The sequence below is a fragment of the Vibrio splendidus genome (genome assembly GCF_003345295.1).
GTDB classification, from domain to species: Bacteria; Pseudomonadota; Gammaproteobacteria; order Enterobacterales; family Vibrionaceae; genus Vibrio; species Vibrio splendidus_K.
In genome coordinates this window covers 2,416,220-2,437,823 of record NZ_CP031055.1, presented here as the reverse complement: position 1 = coordinate 2,437,823, position 21,604 = coordinate 2,416,220, and the positions used below count along the sequence as shown (strand labels likewise).

At 45.2% G+C, this 21,604-nt stretch carries 8 protein-coding genes; 3 read left to right on the top strand and 5 right to left on the bottom strand.

Annotated features, from left to right (window positions below):
- Window positions 1-31: 31 nt before the first annotated feature.
- Both DUN60_RS10680 and queF read right to left on the bottom strand, forming a co-directional pair.
- Window positions 32-2,290, bottom strand: coding sequence for a tetratricopeptide repeat protein (locus DUN60_RS10680; protein ID WP_114633924.1), 2,259 nt, complete (start codon window positions 2,288-2,290; stop codon window positions 32-34).
- A gap of 59 nt (window positions 2,291-2,349) precedes the next feature.
- Complete coding sequence (gene queF, locus DUN60_RS10675; RefSeq protein ID WP_114633923.1) at window positions 2,350-3,195, bottom strand: NADPH-dependent 7-cyano-7-deazaguanine reductase QueF; 846 nt, start codon at window positions 3,193-3,195, stop codon at window positions 2,350-2,352.
- Between the two features lie 131 nt (window positions 3,196-3,326).
- Between queF and syd the strand changes: the two genes are divergently transcribed.
- Window positions 3,327-3,872: a SecY-interacting protein gene (gene syd / locus DUN60_RS10670; protein ID WP_017089736.1), complete on the top strand. Its 546-nt coding sequence runs from the start codon at window positions 3,327-3,329 to the stop codon at window positions 3,870-3,872.
- Window positions 3,873-3,963: 91 nt separating this feature from the next.
- Here the strand turns inward: syd and DUN60_RS10665 are convergent, their stop codons facing one another.
- The 3 genes from DUN60_RS10665 to DUN60_RS10655 all read right to left on the bottom strand — a co-directional run bounded on the left by DUN60_RS10665 (window position 3,964) and on the right by DUN60_RS10655 (window position 7,893).
- Window positions 3,964-5,622 (bottom strand): ABC transporter substrate-binding protein, encoded by a 1,659-nt coding sequence (locus tag DUN60_RS10665; protein WP_114633922.1) that lies wholly within the window; start codon window positions 5,620-5,622, stop codon window positions 3,964-3,966.
- Between the two features lie 346 nt (window positions 5,623-5,968).
- Window positions 5,969-6,580: an OmpA family protein gene (locus tag DUN60_RS10660; protein WP_114633921.1), complete on the bottom strand. Its 612-nt coding sequence runs from the start codon at window positions 6,578-6,580 to the stop codon at window positions 5,969-5,971.
- Window positions 6,580-7,893 (bottom strand): TolC family outer membrane protein, encoded by a 1,314-nt coding sequence (locus DUN60_RS10655; RefSeq protein WP_114633920.1) that lies wholly within the window; start codon window positions 7,891-7,893, stop codon window positions 6,580-6,582. The genes DUN60_RS10660 and DUN60_RS10655 overlap by 1 nt, the downstream gene beginning before the upstream one ends.
- 368 nt (window positions 7,894-8,261) lie before the next feature.
- On the opposite strand from DUN60_RS10655, the gene DUN60_RS24450 reads away from it, so the two are divergent.
- Together DUN60_RS24450 and DUN60_RS10630 are read left to right on the top strand one after the other, a co-directional pair.
- Window positions 8,262-20,555 (top strand): VCBS domain-containing protein, encoded by a 12,294-nt coding sequence (locus DUN60_RS24450; protein WP_162808220.1) that lies wholly within the window; start codon window positions 8,262-8,264, stop codon window positions 20,553-20,555.
- Window positions 20,556-20,784: 229 nt separating this feature from the next.
- The gene (locus DUN60_RS10630) at window positions 20,785-21,561 is read left to right on the top strand and encodes a Zn-ribbon-containing protein (protein ID WP_114633919.1); all 777 of its coding nucleotides are present in this window, start codon (window positions 20,785-20,787) and stop codon (window positions 21,559-21,561) included.
- Window positions 21,562-21,604: the final 43 nt, after the last annotated feature.

Below are 21,604 nucleotides of genomic sequence, written 5' to 3'. Positions count from 1 at the left end.
TCACGGCTTGCCGCTCTTAACCGCTCGCAAATCAGTCATCTTTTAGCATTTTTTTGATGTTGTCCTCATTCTGGTATGACGATTGTATCTTTATTAACCCTTGATTAATCGCATGTTTACACGCTTCTCTTATGTTACCAGTTGCAAGGCTCGCTGCGGGCGCATTATCGATAGCTTTTAAGTATACCCATTGACTGCTGCGCTCTTTGAGACTGATTTCACGCGCTAGATTGGTCGACATCAATAACACATCGAGCAGTTCTTGGTCGTTAATTGCAGTGTAAGCACGCGGCAGGAACGGGTAGTCAGCGATGCCCATACGGACTGTTCGGTTGATGTTTCGCTCGGGTTCGAAGTTATTAACCCAAGATTGAATCTTTCTGAACAGGGCCTCAGGTGATAAATCACGGTCAGCGTTGGGCTCGATATAAAGCAGGTTCGCGTCCGAGAAATGGTAAACACGAGCTGGACCTTCAAGCTTAGATTTGAGGAATTCGCCAAAAGCATCTTCGAGTTCTAGGCCCGCTTTGTAACCGTTCTGTGTGTACATATTACGTAGGAAAGGTAAGTCAATCATCACGAAGCGTAAACGGTCGTTGAGCGGTTCATGAATCAGTTCACCAAGCTGCCACTGCTCAAAGGTTTGGCTGGTTTGTTCCAATGAATTTGAGAGTTTCGCATTCAGCATTCTTAGATTAGGAAGCTTAGAACGCGAATGCGTAAAGAGGTCGGTACGCAGTGAATCGACCTCTTTGGCTAAGGTTTGAATGAGGTAGCCTCGGCGCAGCACAAAGAAGAATAAGACAATGCTGAACAAGAATAGGGCAAACGAAATCTTTTGGAACTTACGATGTTCTAGTTTGTATTTCTCTAGCTCTTGTTCTTGGCCTGCATAGTGCAGGGTTTGTTCGGCAAACTCTTTTTGTTGGCGGAATGCGTCTTCCCCAACACGGTTGAGTTTTTGCTGCTCTAAAGAGACAAGGCTGTTGTATTGCTTGAGATTTGCCAATGCTTGCTGTGGACGACCTGCCTGTTCATAACCCAAAGAAAGTAAATAGTATGAGCGTTGCGACAGGCGCATATTTTCTACTTGACGCGATATCTCAAGTGCACGTGTTGCATGCTTGATCACATCTTCGCTCTCTTGCAGGTGGTAAGCCAATCCTGCTGATAATAGCGCGGCACGACCTTCCAGTTTTGGAATGTCGGTGTACTCTAGTAGTTCAAGGGCCCGGGTTAAGTACTGCTCAGCTAGAGGGTAATTATAGAGGCGTAAGTAAGTTGCCGATAGACTTAGACGAATATCGATGACTTGGTGTATATCCCTGTCGGTACTTTCGTGATCAAGAACGTTGAAAAAGTGCACTAGGGCAAGGTTATATTTTCCTTGATAGAAGTACACATCACCCATCTTTTTAAGTACTTGAGCTAATATGGGGGAGTTTTCGAAATTATCATAAAAATCAGCGGCTTGAGAGAGGTGCTCTAATGCTTTATCTAACACCTGGCGCTCAAAGAAAAGTTGCGCAAGTAGGCGGTTTACCTTAGCCAAGCGTGAACTCAGATTGCCTTCTACTGATTTCCAATAGCCATACAGTAACTCAGATAACGCGTGATTGTACTCTTTGTGAGTCAGATAAAATTCACCGACCGTGATGTGGTAGTCGATGGTAACTTTTTCTGAGTAACGCTGATCGAGGTAGGTTTTCGCTTCTTGGTAGAACTTCTCGGCTTCGTCGACCTTATTGTCATAAGAGGCGATATCAGCTTTCAGCATGATCAAACGATAGGTAATACCTTCTGTTAAACGTAAGGTTTTATTCACCGATTCTAGGTTTGCTTCAATACTTGTCAGCTCTGCTGTTGCTGTGGCTGACTTTCTGTCACTCAGCCAAAGTAAGCGAACTTTTAGGATCTGAAGGTCCAGTTTTAAGTAATTAAGCTTATAGGTTTTTGCGAGCTCAGAGGCTTTGTCGATGTTTTTAATCGCAATACGAATGTTGTCTAGGTTGTATTCCGCCTTCGCTAAGATTTTGTAGGCATCGATGCTGCTGTTTGGGGTTCGAATAGAAGAGTCCGTCTCTTCGCGAGAAATCGCCGATGGGCTTTTCTCGCGTTGATCAGAAAGGACACGCAGCGTTAGGTAACTGTTGGCCATTTGTTTTGCTTGGCTCGGCTCAATCTCTACAAGGTTGTTAGCCTCGTTGAGTAACGCCGACGAATAAACCGACGCATTGACCGATGTGCTTAAGCTTAAAATAAATAGACTAACAACGTATAACCAACGCATTTCAATGTCCCTTTAAAGATTTGGTAGGTTCAAATAAGTGTGGGTGGGTTCACGCCTGATTATTGGCGAGCCATACGCTTATTGTGGCTTGGTCTATCTTGCTCTGTTGAACGGTATGGATTGATATCCAGACCACCACGACGCGTGTAACGTGCAAACACGGTTAGCTTCGATGGCGCACAGTATTTCATGATGTCAGTGAAGATACGCTCAACACATTGTTCGTGGAATTCATTGTGCTCACGGAAAGAAACTAAATAGCGTAGCAGAGCTTCACGGTCAATTTGCTTACCAGAATATGCGATCTCAACGCTGCCCCAATCCGGTTGGTTGGTGATCAAGCAGTTCGACTTCAACAGGTGGCTATGCAGAGTTTCTTCTACTTCTTGCTCGCCAGCAGCACCTTCAAGCAGTGACGCTTCAAAATCGTAGCTGGTGATTTGGATGTCTTGATTGTCGATACAGTCACCTTCCATCGTCACGATTGGTTGGTTAGTGTAGTCGGTTACTGAGTTTATATTCACAATCACAGGTTCGCCTGCACATGCAGACAAATCTTGGGTCAGGCGCTCAGTGACTTGAGCCCAGTTTTCAAATTGAGTCTGGTTATAGCTGTTTAGGTACAGCTTGAAAGATTTTGATTCAATTAAATTTTGGCTGGTGGCTGGGATGAAAACTTCGCCCACCGCTACTTGTGGTAGGCCGTTGGTGTTTAGCCACGAAAGCTCGTACATCGTCCAAATATCATGACCAACAAAAGGCAGCTCGCCGTTTAGCGCAAGATCATCGCGATTAAGGCTACGAGGTACTGGCTGCAATAAACTTGCATCGTATTGGTTAGAGTACTCAGTTTTTTGGCCAAGGGTTAAACCCGCTAGCTCTTTTGCGTCAGAATATTTGCTCATACTTTCGTTTCAAATTCGATTAGAATGGGGTCGATTTTACTGAATCCCCATTACCCTGTCATTAAGTCATCGCTTAATCGGTGCTGAAAGGGCTCGGATTCTATTTATTATTTTGTGTTTAGGAGATTTTCATGACTCAACGTGCTCAAGACGCACTACTTTCTTTTAGTCAGCGATACGTTGACGCGTGGCAGCAGCAACACCAAAGCTTACCTCGTAATGAGGAGTTGGTGGACATCGTATCGCCATGCGTAGAAGAAAAGAGTGGCGACGCTGTGTTGTGGAAGCACTATCCACGTGAGCAATTTGCGGATTTCACCAACGTTGAAACCGGTATTGAGTTGACTCTACATGAAGACATTAAGACTTTCTACGGTGCACAATTCAGCGCAGATATGAACGCGACCTTCGATGGTAACGAGTTGACTCTGTTACAGATTTGGAGTGATGAAGACTTCGAATGTCTGCAAGAAAACATTTTAGGTCACTTAGTCACTCAGCGTCGTTTAAAGCTAAAACCAACGGTTTTCATTGCCGCGACCGATGCAGAGCTTGATGTTATCTCTATCTGTAATCTGACGGGTAACGTGATCCTAGAGCGCTTAGGCACCAAAAATCGTGATGTACTAGCCGAGACATTGGCAGAATTTTTAGAAAAGCTACAACCAGCGGTATAAAGTGAGCTCTTCTAATGAAGACTTTCGATGATACCAAAAGACTAGGAACGTCAACCTAAGCCTAGGTTGACGATGATATTTACACTATTGGTTAGTTATTGATCCAAAGCTTATAAAAATCACTGTATCCCGACTTGTTTATGTAAAGCCCATTAACTTGTTTCGCTTGAACTACTTCTTCTTGTCCCCAAAAAAGTGGGAGTAAAGAGCTTTCAGAACATAGTTGATTAAACCGCGTGACTAATTGCGGTAGTTGGTCTTCATTTGCTAATCGCTTATGAAGGTCAGATGTGTGTTCTAAAAGTTGTTTATAAGGGTAAATAAATCGAATGGCAGTGCTGGCTAACAGCCATTCATAAAGACCGAACTCTAAGGGTTGTTCTATAACCTCTTCTACAAATAAGAGATCGGCTTGATCTCTAAGCATTTCTGGTGTGCTCGCATTGGGTAAGATAACGACATCCACGATTATACCTGTCTCGGAAATTTTTTTAATTAACCAGTTAGAAAGGTGCTCAAGATACTTAATTGTCCATTTCGGGTGCGTTAAGACCAACTTTCCACTTAATATCGGTGTCGAAATCGGGTTTATAGAGCATGAAGAAGACTCATTTAGTGTCATCGGGTGTAAGTTTTCACTGGCGCTAAATTGGTTTCGAATTGATTTTAGGTACTTAAAAAGGTTATCGATCGTGTGGGGTGAAATATCACTACTTTCACGCATATTATAAGCTAAGTATGAAAAGGCTTGGATTAGATGCTTTTCTGTTTCGAGGGCTGGATGATTGAAACTTACAAAGTGCTCAAGTTGGCTGCCTTGGTGTGAAAGCGTTATTTCTTGAAGCAATGCGTTTTTAGCAAAATAATGTGGGTTCTTTCTTAGTACGACCTTATCTTTATCCCAACAAGATAGTGAGAATGGACCGGTACCGATGGGTATATTTCTCTTCTTAGAGAAGGAAAGGTTGCGACTAGTAAAAACTGAAGCATTCGCTGTAGCAAGACAATATAGGAAAAGTGGATTTTCACTTTCTAGTTGAATGCAAACGGCTCTTTCAGACTCTGAAAAATAGATATCTTCAACTTGCTTGAATAATAGACTAACTGGACCTTGTGTATTTTTTAGTTCTCTAAGGCTAAAAACCACATCATCTATAGTCAAAGGCAATCCATCATGGCAAATTACTTCTGGTCTGATCCAGAGGTAGATACGTTTGCCATCTACCCTGTAATCATAGGCTAGTTGAGTCTCCAATTTCCCGTGTACATTAACTATCAGTAAGGTGTCATAAAGACTTCGAGCTATTTGTAGCTCTGAAAACCGGTAAGTCAAAGTTGGATTTAGTTCATTAACCCAGGGATATTGAGTGATCACTAGAGAATTTGATTCTTCTTTATTCCTATTGGATTCAAGCATTGCTTGATTTAAAGCGTTGGCCGCAACCTCTTGATAGGTATGTAGAATCTTCGCAATAACGTCAAAGTTACTTGATTCGATTTCACTGCTAAGGGTCTGATAGATTGCTTGATACATTGAGACTGTTATTTGGATGGTGCTACTTTTTCCTCTCCCTATTCCTGGTTGCCAGAAAATCCAATTGTAATCCCCTAAAATTTTTAGAATGTTAGATGTGTTACGTCGGGAGGTGGCAAACACGTTCTCCAGTTCATCTAAGTTAACCTCATAAAGGACTGAATGATCGTAGTGGCCCAACAATTGGTTTAGCCTGCGAAGGCATGTTTCAGTCATATTTCTATCGCTATATAATGTGTTTGGGCTTTTAAGTAAATCGAGTTCTGTGGATATAGTTGAGCTAATCTAAATATAGAGTTGGGAATATGGTGTACATACGCTATTAACGATGTTGTTATAAGCATTATTTGATGATTCTGGTAATGTATGAAACTTTATTAGTATTATATTGGCGTGAAGTGATTGCTAATGATTGTTAATTTTAACACACCATTTATTTCCTTTTTATTTTCGGGATAATAATATAACTATTTATAAATAATGGGTGGTTGTTTTTTGGTTGTTATTATAAAGTCTCAATATTGAGACAAAGATGGGATGCACTGCATCCCATCTTATCGTGTTAATGTGCTTTTGGAAGAGTTGTAAATATATTCCACTCTTCTTTTACTTCACCTTTATGTCCTACGACCGTAGCTGTAACCTTTCGATTTAGAGCATGGCTTATTTCATCAATACCTATTGAACTCAGTTGAGTATCACCAAAGCCTACAATCCTTATTCGACTTTCTGTTATACCCAAATTTATTATTTTGTTACGAACTTGTTTAGCTCTACGTGTCGAAAGAGTCATGTTGTATTGGTGATTTCCGACGTTACTGGCGTAACCTTGAATTTCAATTGCGGTATTCGAATACTGCTTTAAGAAGTTAACCATACCTTTGATTTGCTGATCATAAATAGAATTTATTGTATCGGAGTCATTATTGAATAAGATTCGAATAACATATGAATCCTCTGTATCAACAAGGCTTCCACATCCATCATTGTCTATCTCGGCAAATTGAGGGGTGTCTGGGCAAAGGTCTCTTTCATTGATGACCCCATCACTATCTTGGTCAAATTGGTCTGCAACTTGACTTATAGTCGGGGTTGGGATGTAACTAATTTCATCACTTGCTTGAATGTTGAAAGTGAAAAATAGAAAAGACCAAAAAATGGTTTGTTTGTACATTAGTAATCCACCTTATCTGTCCACTCTTTTGGTAAGTTAACTCTCAGTGCATTCAATAGGTTGCCTGTGGAAGTAAGGACTCTATATTTAGCGTATTGCTCGGAGTATTTTGCTTCAACGTAACCTTTTCGTGACTCGAAAAGTTCATTTTCAGTATTCAAAAGATCGAGCAAAGTACGTTTGCCTATTAAGTATTGTTTTTCGTAAGCAATGACTGTTTCAGAAGCCGAGTCCACATGATCTGCAAGGAACACTTTTTGTTGAGATGTCATTTCTAAAGCGCTCCAAGAAAGTTGTAGCTCTTCTTTAACTGAGCGATATGCTCTCTCTCGTAAATCTTTGGCTTTGTTTAATTGGTAAGCCATTTCTGAGCTCTTTGCTGAATCTCGACCTCCATTATAAAGATTATAATTAAGTCGTATCATCGCTGTTGTTTCATCGCTACTACCTTTTATTCCTCCAGCATCCTCTTTCCAGCTCTGCTTAGCTTCGAATGAAAGTGTTGGGAAGTAGTTCGATTGGCTTTGTTTATATTGGAATTTTGCAGACTCAACATCCACTTGTGATATTTTAATAACAGGATGAGCTTCATAAGCTTGCTCTTGAGCTAGCTCTAACGTTAATGGGATAAAGTTTTTATCGGCTCGAGGAAAAACAAGGGACTGAGGGGCTTCTCCAACAAGGCGAATGAAAGTGGTCTGTGAGTCGATCAAGTTGTTTTCAGCTGCGATTAAATTACTGTGTGCTTTTGCTAGGCGTGCTTCAATTTGCGTGAGATCTGCAGTTGAACTGATACCCGAGTCAGTGCGCTTTTTTATGTCCACGTATATTTTTTCGTGTGTTGCGAGATTACTTTCTGATAGAGCGAGAATCTCAAAGCCTTCAATAGTCTCAATATAAACTCTGACTACGTCGAGTGCTGTATTTTGTGCATTCGATAATAGCTGTAGTCGAACTGACTCAGCATCTGCAGAGACGCGATCAATATCATTCAGAGTTTTTGAACCATCCCATATCAACTGATTTAGCGTAAGTGATGCTTCTCTACGTGTCATTTCAGTTGATCCGCGAACGATTTCAGAAGCCGGATTAATTGCTTCATATCCTATTCCTGCATCTAAATCCAAACTCGGTTTATAGGCTCCTGTAGATGCATCGATTAAATAGCGTTTGCTTATATATTCATTAAACGCACTTTTAATTTCTGGATTTGTGGCAAAGGTTTGTGATACCGCTTGCTCTAAAGACTGTGCCCAAGACGGTAGTGGTAATAAAAGTCCACTGCACAGTAAGCTACAGTAAATTAGCTTCAAGGAAATTCTCCAATTTGTTAATAATATTTAGGTCATTATTTGTTTTTATTGATTTAGAATGAATGAAAATGCTTAAAGAATGTCATTCAATATTCTGAGATTATTACTGGTCATAAACTTATTTTTAATCGAAAAATATATGACACTTCTTCAATTTTTAATGTGTTAATAAAATATTATTGTTTGAATAAAAATAAAACCAATTTAAAACATGAAAATTTAAGCCCATAAAAGTGCGTGTTTTATAAGGGCCTTTTGATGATAAATTACCCAATTATTTTTCTTGCCAATAAATGAACTTGTTGTGTTGGGTTTGATTGATGAATCTAATCGATGATTTCTAGGGGATATGAGCAGTGGTCGACAGAATGAAGTTAGCAGTAGAAACGCATGTTGTTATAGGTTTGGATGGTAAAATTAAAGTAGTCGAACCTGGGCAGCAGTTGTTTCCTGGTGAAATTATTGTCGAAACGTTTGAAGGCAATAAAGAACCTGAAGTTACGTTTGTTGATCAACACGAAAATATTGACATATCACCAGATGTTATTGCGTTATTCAATGCTCTCGAAGACGGCTTAGACCCTACTTTATTAGGGAGTGAATTTGCTACCGCGGCTGGAAATGTCAGTGGCTCTAGTTTGATAACTTCTGGAAGTATTGAAAGAGATGGCGTGGAAGTTTTAGCGAAAACGTTCTTTGAGACCAAGGGGATAAATGAAGCTCAACAAGTCACTTTGAACACTGTTTTTAATTCTACTATTGATGTTATTTCTGAATCAGTATCCGCTATTATTAGTGGAAGCGATAACGGTGACTTGCAAGAAGACGTGACGCTAACCACGGGCGGTAACCTCAATGTTGACGATCCAGATTTAGGCGAAGCGGTGTTTACCGCGCAGACCGATGTTCAAGATGGCAATTACGGCACGTTCAGTATTGATGACAGCGGTGAGTGGACGTACACGCTCAATAATGACCACGCCGATGTCCAAGCGCTAGATGCCGACTCTACTCCCATTGTTCGCACCTTCACGGTTGCGACTGCCGACGGCAGCACGCATGAGATTGCAGTGACCATCACCGGCTCAGACGACGCGGCGGTTATCACCCCAAGCAAACCGGGTGATGATAAAGGCGCGGTGCAAGAAGACGTGACCCTAACCACGGGTGGCAACCTCAATGTTGACGACCCGGATTTAGACGAAGCGGTGTTTACCGCGCAGACCAATGTTCAAGATGGCAACTACGGCACGTTCAGTATCGATGCAGACGGTGAGTGGACGTATGTTCTCAATAATGACCACGCCGATGTTCAAGCGCTGGACGCCGACTCTACTCCCATTGTTCGCACCTTCACGGTTGCGACTGCCGACGGCAGCACGCATGAGATTGCAGTGACCATCACCGGCTCAGACGACGCGGCGGTTATCACCCCAAGCAAACCGGGTGATGATACTGGCGCCGTGCAAGAAGACGTGACCCTAACCACGGGTGGCAACCTCCATGTTGACGATCCAGATTTGGACGAAGCGGTGTTTACCGCGCAGACCGATATTCAAGATGGCAACTACGGCACGTTCAGTATCGATGCTGACGGTGAGTGGACGTATGTCCTCAATAATGACCACGCCGATATTCAAGAGTTGGATGCCGACTCGACTCCCATTGTTCGCACTTTCACGGTAGAAACTGCGGATGGCAGCACGCATGAGATTGCAGTGACCATCACCGGCTCAGACGACGCGGCAATCATCACGCCAAGCAAAGCTGGCGATGATAAAGGCGCCGTGCAAGAAGACGTAACTTTAACTACAGGCGGCAACCTCAATGTTGACGATCCAGATTTAGGCGAAGCGGTGTTTACCGCGCAGACCGATGTTCAAGATGGCAATTACGGCACGTTTAGTATCGATGACAAAGGTGAATGGACGTATCAACTCAACAATACCCACGCGGATATTCAAGCGTTAGATGCCGACTCTACTCCCATCGTTCGTACCTTCACGGTAGAAACTGCGGATGGCAGCACGCATGAGATTGCAGTGACCATCACCGGCTCAGACGACGCGGCGGTCATCACGCCAAGCAAACCGGGTGATGATACTGGCGCCGTGCAAGAAGACGTGACCCTAACCACGGGTGGCAACCTCCATGTTGACGATCCAGATTTGGACGAAGCGGTGTTTACCGCGCAGACCGATATTCAAGATGGCAACTACGGCACGTTCAGTATCGATGCTGACGGTGAGTGGACGTATGTCCTCAATAATGACCACGCCGATATTCAAGAGTTGGACGCAGACTCTACTCCAATCGTTCGCACTTTCACGGTAGAAACTGCGGATGGCAGCACGCATGAGATTGCAGTGACCATCACCGGCTCAGACGACGCCGCGGTCATCACGCCAAGCAAACCGGGTGATGATAAAGGTGCCGTGCAAGAAGACGTGACGCTGACCACCGGCGGTAACCTCAATGTTGACGATCCAGATTTAGGCGAAGCGGTGTTTACCGCGCAGACCGATATTCAAGATGGCAACTACGGCACGTTCAGTATTGATGACAGCGGTGAGTGGACCTATGTGCTCAACAATGACCACGCGGATGTTCAAGCTCTAGACGCCGACTCTACTCCAATTGTTCGCACCTTCACGGTAGAAACTGCCGACGGCAGCACGCATGAGATTGCAGTGACCATCACCGGCTCAGACGACGCGGCGGTTATCACGCCAAGCAAACCGGGTGATGATAAAGGCGCGGTGCAAGAAGACGTGACGCTGACCACGGGCGGCAACCTCAATGTTGACGATCCGGATTTAGACGAAGCGGTGTTTACCGCGCAGACCGATATTCAAGATGGCAATTACGGCACCTTCAGTATTGATGACAGCGGTGAATGGACGTACACGCTCAACAATGACCACGCCGATGTCCAAGCACTAGATTCAGACTCGACTCCAATTGTTCGGACCTTCACGGTCGCGACTGCGGATGGCAGCACGCATGAGATTGCCGTGACCATCACGGGCTCAGACGATGCGGCGGTTATCACCCCAAGCAAACCGGGTGATGATAAAGGCGCGGTGCAAGAAGACGTGACGCTGACCACGGGCGGTAATTTAAATGTCGACGACCCGGATTTAGACGAAGCGGTGTTTACCGCGCAGACCGATATTCAAGATGGTCACTACGGCACGTTCAGTATCGACGCGGACGGTGAGTGGACCTATGTGCTCAATAATGACCACGCCGATATTCAAGAGTTGGATGCCGACTCGACTCCCATTGTTCGCACTTTCACGGTAGAAACTGCGGATGGCAGCACGCATGAGATTGCAGTGACCATCACCGGCTCAGACGACGCGGCAATCATCACGCCAAGCAAAGCTGGCGATGATAAAGGCGCGGTGCAAGAAGACGTGACGCTGACCACCGGCGGCAACCTCAATGTCGACGACCCGGATTTAGACGAAGCGGTGTTTACCGCGCAGACCGATATTCAAGATGGCAATTACGGCACGTTTAGTATCGATGACAAAGGTGAATGGACGTATCAACTCAACAATACCCACGCGGATATTCAAGCGTTAGATGCCGACTCTACTCCCATCGTTCGTACCTTCACGGTAGAAACTGCGGATGGCAGCACGCATGAGATTGCAGTGACCATCACCGGCTCAGACGACGCGGCGGTCATCACGCCAAGCAAACCGGGTGATGATACTGGCGCCGTGCAAGAAGACGTGACCCTAACCACGGGTGGCAACCTCCATGTTGACGATCCAGATTTGGACGAAGCGGTGTTTACCGCGCAGACCGATATTCAAGATGGCAACTACGGCACGTTCAGTATCGATGCTGACGGTGAGTGGACGTATGTCCTCAATAATGACCACGCCGATATTCAAGAGTTGGACGCAGACTCTACTCCAATCGTTCGCACTTTCACGGTAGAAACTGCGGATGGCAGCACGCATGAGATTGCAGTGACCATCACCGGCTCAGACGACGCCGCGGTCATCACGCCAAGCAAACCGGGTGATGATAAAGGTGCCGTGCAAGAAGACGTGACGCTGACCACCGGCGGTAACCTCAATGTTGACGATCCAGATTTAGGCGAAGCGGTGTTTACCGCGCAGACCGATATTCAAGATGGCAATTACGGCACGTTCAGTATTGATGACAGCGGTGAGTGGACCTATGTGCTCAACAATGACCACGCGGATGTTCAAGCTCTAGACGCCGACTCTACTCCAATTGTTCGCACCTTCACGGTAGAAACTGCCGACGGCAGCACGCATGAGATTGCAGTGACCATCACCGGCTCAGACGACGCGGCGGTTATCACGCCAAGCAAACCGGGTGATGATAAAGGCGCGGTGCAAGAAGACGTGACGCTGACCACCGGCGGCAACCTCAATGTCGACGACCCGGATTTAGACGAAGCGGTGTTTACCGCGCAGACCGATATTCAAGATGGCAATTACGGCACGTTCAGTATCGATGACAAAGGTGAATGGACGTATCAACTCAACAATACCCACGCGGATATTCAAGCGTTAGATGCCGACTCTACTCCCATCGTTCGTACCTTCACGGTAGAAACTGCGGATGGCAGCACGCATGAGATTGCAGTGACCATCACCGGCTCAGACGACGCGGCGGTCATCACGCCAAGCAAACCGGGTGATGATAAAGGCGCGGTGCAAGAAGACGTGACGCTGACCACGGGCGGTAATTTAAATGTCGACGACCCGGATTTAGACGAAGCGGTGTTTACCGCGCAGACCGATATTCAAGATGGCAATTACGGCACGTTCAGTATTGATGACAAAGGTGAATGGACGTATCAACTCAACAATACCCACGCGGATATTCAAGCGTTAGATGCCGACTCTACTCCCATCGTTCGTACCTTCACGGTAGAAACTGCGGATGGCAGCACGCATGAGATTGCAGTGACCATCACCGGCTCAGACGACGCGGCGGTCATCACGCCAAGCAAACCGGGTGATGATAAAGGCGCGGTGCAAGAAGACGTGACGCTGACCACGGGCGGTAATTTAAATGTCGACGACCCGGATTTAGACGAAGCGGTGTTTACCGCGCAGACCGATATTCAAGATGGCAATTACGGCACGTTCAGTATTGATGACAAAGGTGAATGGACGTATCAACTCAACAATACCCACGCGGATATTCAAGCGTTAGATGCCGACTCTACTCCCATCGTTCGTACCTTCACGGTAGAAACTGCGGATGGCAGCACGCATGAGATTGCAGTGACCATCACCGGCTCAGACGACGCGGCGGTCATCACGCCAAGCAAACCGGGTGATGATAAAGGCGCGGTGCAAGAAGACGTGACGCTGACCACGGGCGGTAATTTAAATGTCGACGACCCGGATTTAGACGAAGCGGTGTTTACCGCGCAGACCGATATTCAAGATGGTCACTACGGCACGTTCAGTATCGACGCGGACGGTGAGTGGACCTATGTGCTCAATAATGACCACGCCGATATTCAAGAGTTGGATGCCGACTCGACTCCCATTGTTCGCACTTTCACGGTAGAAACTGCGGATGGCAGCACGCATGAGATTGCAGTGACCATCACCGGCTCAGACGACGCGGCAATCATCACGCCAAGCAAAGCTGGCGATGATAAAGGCGCCGTGCAAGAAGACGTAACTTTAACTACAGGCGGCAACCTCAATGTTGACGATCCAGATTTAGGCGAAGCGGTGTTTACCGCGCAGACCGATGTTCAAGATGGCAATTACGGCACGTTTAGTATCGATGACAAAGGTGAATGGACGTATCAACTCAACAATACCCACGCGGATATTCAAGCGTTAGATGCCGACTCTACTCCCATCGTTCGTACCTTCACGGTAGAAACTGCGGATGGCAGCACGCATGAGATTGCAGTGACCATCACCGGCTCAGACGACGCGGCGGTCATCACGCCAAGCAAACCGGGTGATGATACTGGCGCCGTGCAAGAAGACGTGACCCTAACCACGGGTGGCAACCTCCATGTTGACGATCCAGATTTGGACGAAGCGGTGTTTACCGCGCAGACCGATATTCAAGATGGCAACTACGGCACGTTCAGTATCGATGCTGACGGTGAGTGGACGTATGTCCTCAATAATGACCACGCCGATATTCAAGAGTTGGACGCAGACTCTACTCCAATCGTTCGCACTTTCACGGTAGAAACTGCGGATGGCAGCACGCATGAGATTGCAGTGACCATCACCGGCTCAGACGACGCCGCGGTCATCACGCCAAGCAAACCGGGTGATGATAAAGGTGCCGTGCAAGAAGACGTGACGCTGACCACCGGCGGTAACCTCAATGTTGACGATCCAGATTTAGGCGAAGCGGTGTTTACCGCGCAGACCGATATTCAAGATGGCAATTACGGCACGTTCAGTATTGATGACAGCGGTGAGTGGACCTATGTGCTCAACAATGACCACGCGGATGTTCAAGCTCTAGACGCCGACTCTACTCCAATTGTTCGCACCTTCACGGTAGAAACTGCCGACGGCAGCACGCATGAGATTGCAGTGACCATCACCGGCTCAGACGACGCGGCGGTTATCACGCCAAGCAAACCGGGTGATGATAAAGGCGCGGTGCAAGAAGACGTGACGCTGACCACCGGCGGCAACCTCAATGTCGACGACCCGGATTTAGACGAAGCGGTGTTTACCGCGCAGACCGATATTCAAGATGGCAATTACGGCACGTTTAGTATCGATGACAAAGGTGAATGGACGTATCAACTCAACAATACCCACGCGGATATTCAAGCGTTAGATGCCGACTCTACTCCCATCGTTCGTACCTTCACGGTAGAAACTGCGGATGGCAGCACGCATGAGATTGCAGTGACCATCACCGGCTCAGACGACGCGGCGGTCATCACGCCAAGCAAACCGGGTGATGATAAAGGCGCGGTGCAAGAAGACGTGACGCTGACCACGGGCGGTAATTTAAATGTCGACGACCCGGATTTAGACGAAGCGGTGTTTACCGCGCAGACCGATATTCAAGATGGCAATTACGGCACGTTCAGTATTGATGACAAAGGTGAATGGACGTATCAACTCAACAATACCCACGCGGATATTCAAGCGTTAGATGCCGACTCTACTCCCATCGTTCGTACCTTCACGGTAGAAACTGCGGATGGCAGCACGCATGAGATTGCAGTGACCATCACCGGCTCAGACGACGCGGCGGTCATCACGCCAAGCAAACCGGGTGATGATAAAGGCGCGGTGCAAGAAGACGTGACGCTGACCACGGGCGGTAATTTAAATGTCGACGACCCGGATTTAGACGAAGCGGTGTTTACCGCGCAGACCGATATTCAAGATGGCAATTACGGCACGTTTAGTATCGATGACAAAGGTGAATGGACGTATCAACTCAACAATACCCACGCGGATATTCAAGCGTTAGATGCCGACTCTACTCCCATCGTTCGTACCTTCACGGTAGAAACTGCGGATGGCAGCACGCATGAGATTGCAGTGACCATCACTGGCTCAGACGACGCCGCGGTCATCACGCCAAGCAAACCGGGTGATGATACTGGCGCGGTGCAAGAAGACGTGACGCTGACCACGGGCGGTAATTTAAATGTCGACGATCCGGATTTAGACGAAGCGGTGTTTACCGCGCAGACCGATATTCAAGATGGCAATTACGGCACCTTCAGTATCGATGCGGACGGTGAGTGGACCTATGTGCTCAACAATGACCACGCCGATGTCCAAGCACTGGATGCCGACTCTACTCCAATTGTTCGCACCTTCACGGTCGCGACTGCGGATGGCAGCACGCATGAGATTGCAGTGACCATCACTGGCTCAGATGATAAACCTGAATTTGTCAGTGGCAATAACGACTCGCATGGCCTAAACAGTTTGGGACTCGTTGATGATGATGTTTATTCATTCTCTGTGCTTGAAAATAGCCCAGGTCAAACTGTTGGTCAGGTCGGTGCATTTGACGTCGATAGCGCAAGTCAATTGACCTATTCTCTTAGCAATCATACCGACCTCTTTCAGATTGATGCTGTATCAGGTGAAATTTCGTTGAAACCAGGCGTATCTCTCAATCACGAAGACATCGAAAGCTACAGTGTAGGCGTGCTCGTTACTGATGAATCCGGAGAGACGGATACCGCTCAGGTTCAAATAGCAGTCGGTGACGTTAATGAAGGTCCGACTGCTTTAGATGACAAGGGTATTACGACTGAAACCAAAACATTAGATTCATCGAATTGGATAGCCAGCGACGATATCAAAGTCGATGTCTATGTAATTGACAGTGTGACTGGAGAAAAAGTTGCAGATGCAACTCTGGCAGATTACACCGGGGATGGTGACAATAAATACGGTGTGCATTCTGATCTTGATAACCCTTCTGATCGTGTTCAATCTGGCCAAATTGGTTACGATGATGCAACTCAGAAGAGTGAAGCGATGAGTTTCACTTTTGCTAATAATCAACTTGCTAATCATGCACAAGTTGAAGTTAAAAACTTATGGACAGATACAAACAACGGAAGCTGGGAACCAGGCATTGAGCAAGGCGTATGGAAAGCCTATTTTGATGGTGAATTAATTGCGACAGGTATATTTGAAGGGAATCGTGGTGGCAGCCAATTAGTTTCTATTGATGCCTCCGGACGATACTTTGATACGATTGAATTGTCTGCAATTGGCTACAAAGATGGGGTTGTTGACCCTAAAGGTTCTGAATATTTCGTTACTGAAGTATCTGCTGATTTAACGTCTTTCGATAGTAATTATCACACACACGGAACCGGTCTATTAACTTTAGATGTGCTCGCCAATGATAGTGACCCAGAGAACGATGAGCTAACTATTGTTGATTACCCACAGGCGAACTACATAACACTTCAAAACGGTCAATTTGTTTTTGATGCTGAAAAGTATCTAGATAGCCTACCTTTAGCTGAGCAAACATTAAGTGTAGGTGAAGTTAAAACTGTAGAGTTTGAGTACACTATTCAAGATGAGGATGGGTTGCAGGATACAGCCAGCGTCACCGTTACCATAATCGGAGAATCTATTTCACTTGATAATGAATCAGTTACTCTAGAAGAATCTGACTTAGGTGCAAATCAGACCGTATTTGTCGAAGGTGAACTGGATGCAGACCTTGGTTCAGCGGAAGAAGCCGAGTATCGATTCGATAGTACACAAGATCTTTCTGGTTTAACGAGCAACGGTCTGGTAGTCCAGTTTGAACTTTCTCAAGACCAAACAGAATTTAGTGCGTTTACTGAGGTTAATGGTCATCGAGTTGATGTGCTTTCGGCAAAGATAGATCAAGCTACTGGTGAGTATCAAGTATCGCAACATGCGGCACTTGATCATCTAGAACAGGGTAATGATTCATTGATGCTTGATTTAAATATCACGCTAGATGTCGGTCATCAAGTGGAGCAAGCGCAGCTAAATATTGAAGTGGTCGATGTTATTCCCGAAGCTGGAACTCATCAACATACGATAAAAGATGTTCAACCTCAGTCTAACTCAGTCGTGATTGCACTAGATGCATCTAGCTCTATGAATGATACTGTTCTCGATTCAAATGGTCTGCAAACGACAAGATGGGATTTAGCACAAACTTCAATAAAAAGTATGTTTGAGAAATATGATGAACTGGGAGATGTGAAGTTCCAAATTGCTACTCACTCTGGTTCACCAAGCGGTAAAACCTCTAACTGGATCGAGTCAGAGCAAGATATTACAGACTTTTTTGCTACTGTATCTCCAGCTGGTTGGACACCCTATTATGAAGCGATTGAGCAGGTTGAAGACATTGTTTCAGCTGATGGTTTCTCTAGCCAAGTCGCGGGCTCCAATACCCAGTTGTACTTTATCTCTGATGGACAGCCTTCAGATTTCAGTGGCTGGACTCGTCAAGATTTCTATTCCTCTCAAGCTCGAACAAGCTTAATGGATGACTTAGACCCGGCGCATTTTAGCAACCAATCACATTATGATGACTTGTTATCAGGCCGAGTGGCTCCGACAGATGCCGAAGAAAAGTTGATTCTCGAATTAGCGATGGAAAATGGAGTGTCTGCCAATGGCCATACCTTTAATAATATTTGGGCGCTTGGTATTGGCGATAGTGCTTCTTTGAATTATCTCAAACCAGTGGCGACTAGTTCTGGTTCGGCATTGGTTGTTGATGAGTCAAATGTAGAGAATGTTTTAGTGACTACCGTCCCTGGTGAAGTTCAAAGTGATGTTTTTTCTCAAGTTGGCGGTGAAATTCAATGGGTTAATTCTCTTGAAATCAAAGGTGAAAACTACCAGTTTGATAAACAAACAGGCACAGTATCGAAAACGGATGTTAATGGGATATCTTCTCAAGTTTCAGAACATTCTCTGCTTGAAGTAGAAACGAACTTTGGCCAGTTAACGATTAATTTTGAAAATGGTTGGTATGACTATAAAGCGAATAATGTCGATGGTGATCAAAGTGAAAGCTTTGCATTCAAAGTCATTGATGCTGATGGTGATATTGCAACTAACGATATTACAATAAATATCAAAGACGGTGCCCCAGAATTTATTTCTCCAAACGATGAAGATCAAATTCGAGGCTCTGATGGACACGGTTTAGCAACCACCGACACCATTAGTTTTGACGTTGCTGAGCATGAGAGCGGAATTTTGGTTGGTAAAGTTGCAGCATTTGACCCTGACAACGATACGATCACTTATACCCTTAAAGGGGATGATAGTGACAAATTCCGCATAGACAGTAATACGGGAGAGATTTGGTTAAAAGATTCAGACGCTTTAGATTTTGATCTTTCTTCAGCTCATGAATTGATCGTAGAAGCAAGTGATGGCAGCGACTTAGATCAAACTACAGTTACTCTGAATGTCGTTGAAAATAGGGCGCCGGAGAACACAGCAGTAGTTGGTTTTGCTGAAGTAGAAGAGCAACCTATCAATAAGATCACAGTTGTGTTCGATGTTTCTAGCAGTATGACTCGGACTTTTGATGGGACGAATACGTATAGAGATAATGACTTACCGGATGAAGTTCTTGCTTCACGTACAGAGTCAAGAGCGTATAAGGCAGCAGAAGCTCTACATGAAATGGTTGAAGATCTAATACAACAAGGTGGATCTTCAAATAGCTACATTCGCTTGGTTAAATTTGCAGGTGAAACTGAAGAGCAAAGTTGGTTTGAACTTGGTGACATTCTTGAGATGACACGTCCGCCAGAACTGAATGGACGTGAGCTCACGGACATGGCTTACCTGACGGATGTCAATAAGTATGTGAATGAGTGGTGCTGGATCGACAATAGAGGAATGAACACCGATTACAATGATGCCTTGGAAGCTGTCATGGCACCAAGTGATAGTTCTAATCGTTTCCCGTGGCAGGATGGCCTAAACGCTCAAGGTGAACTGGATTGGGATCTTTTACTTAAAGAGCAGCCAATCGAGAGTCATGATTCTATCTTCTTCATGTCAGATGGCGCTCCGAACCCTAGAGACGGGGCTGTGGTTGCTGATGATCTAAGTGACCGCTGGGAGCAATATGTTCAAGATAACCAAGCTTCTGTTTATGGTATTGGTATTGCGACGCGTGGTGACGAAAATGTTGCGGATGCAATGAATGGCATTACTGATACTGTCGTATATGTAGACTCTGGAGAAAGTTTAGGACAACTGCTTAAACATTATACGCCGGAGCCTATTGCCGGTGAGTTATTGTCGGGTAGCTTCGATCCTGATGGTGATACGCTACAGGTGTCTACTCAAACTAATGACTTTAGATTGATGAATACCGAGTTTATGGGCTTTGATACACCGCCCAATGTGACTTCTTCTATTGTTAGTGAAAATGGTCTTCTGAGTGTGACAACAGAGTTTGGTGTCTTGGAAGTATACTCAAATGGAAGTTATAACTTTACCCAAGACGAGAACTTTAACTTGTCGAATGGTCAGCAAATAAATATGAATTTTGCTTTTGAGGTTACGGACGGTAAAGGGCAAAACAGTGACAATGTATTTAGTTTAATTCTAACCGAAAAAGGAGCAGTCCCTGTCATTCAAGAGAGTGTGACACTTTCTGGCGATGAGTTGGGTAATACGATTCTTGGTTCTGAAAGTATTGATATACTACTCGGCCAGCAAGGCAGTGATACCTTACATGGTAATCAAGGGGATGACTTTTTACTTGGCGGTGAAGGTGATGATGTACTCATTGGTGGCTTAGGTAATGACATTTTGACGGGGGGAGAGGGCAAAGACACTTTTGTTTTTGAACAAGACTCAGTGGATGGTTTGTCACGCGATACTATTACTGATTTCACTTTTGGTGATGACAATATTGACCTCACAGACCTTCTTGACCTGACTGGAGATGATGTTGCTAATATGGAAGTGCTACTAGAGCATGTTACAGCTTCATTAACTGCGGATAGTAGTATTGAGTTAGCGATCGAATCGGAATCTGGCCAATCTGTTGCAGTTGAGATGACCAACTTGGATTTATCAGGCTTCGATATGAGCGCTATGACAACATCCAATGAAATTGTAGAACAGTTGTTCCAACAACAAACTTTTACGTAAAAGCGTGGTTTAATTTTTGTTGAACAGAGTAGAAAGCCAGTCAATTGGTTTTCTACTTGCCTGAAGATGATAGCGTTTTTAACTGGCTGCTTTAGAGCTCCAGGCAGTAGGATATAAGCTATAAGCGAATATTTATTTAATTCGGGGTCATCCGTATTATTAAGCTAAGTACAATAGTATAAATAGTCGTTATAATGATGCTATTAATAGAACCACATATAGTAAATAGATGTACGTACTAGAGCTTCAATTTGAGTGTTTTGATAACACAACGGTCAGCGCTGTCGATAAGGCAGTTAATGGCTTAATGGATGCACTTCGTTACAACGGACAAGTGTTAGGTCGTGAGTTTCCAATCGTGATGGGTGACGGCGAATTTTATGTTCGCGTTGTGTGCCCCGAGCAAGACAGCTTACACCCACGTAATCATTCAGATTTCGTAAAGGTCTGTTTTGAACGCTTATCAGCTGCGAGTTTATTAGCGCCTAAGATGCGTCTGCTTGGTCGAGATCTGAACTCAGAAGAAGTGGCAGAAGATGAAACGCCAAGTTGGCAGGTGTTATACACGACATTCGTGCATACCTGTTCGCCGCTGCGTAGTGGCGATAGCTTGTTGCCGATCCCTTTGTACCGCAACCCGCCAACCTTCAATGGTGACCATAAATCCGTGTTGAAATGGCAGACAGAATGGCAAGCCTGTGATGAAGTACAAATGGGCGGGGGTTGCCGTGCTGAACATGCAACGCTGACCGAGATTAGCGATACCAAAAGCGTATTGTTTAAACGCGGCTGGGGCTTGAGAGGGCGCATTGAGTTTCTGACTAAGGTTCCAACTTATTACTACTTGTATCGTGTCGGTGGGATCAGCCTGAAAGCTGAAAAAGAGCGTAAATGCCCTCAGTGCGGTGGTGAATGGCTGCTTGATGCGCCTATTCACGATATTTTCTATTTCAAGTGTGATGACTGCCGATTGGTGTCAAACATCTCTTGGGATCACCTGAAGTAACCCTTTGGCGGTTATTTAAACGTCATATTTTAGGTGTCGGAGT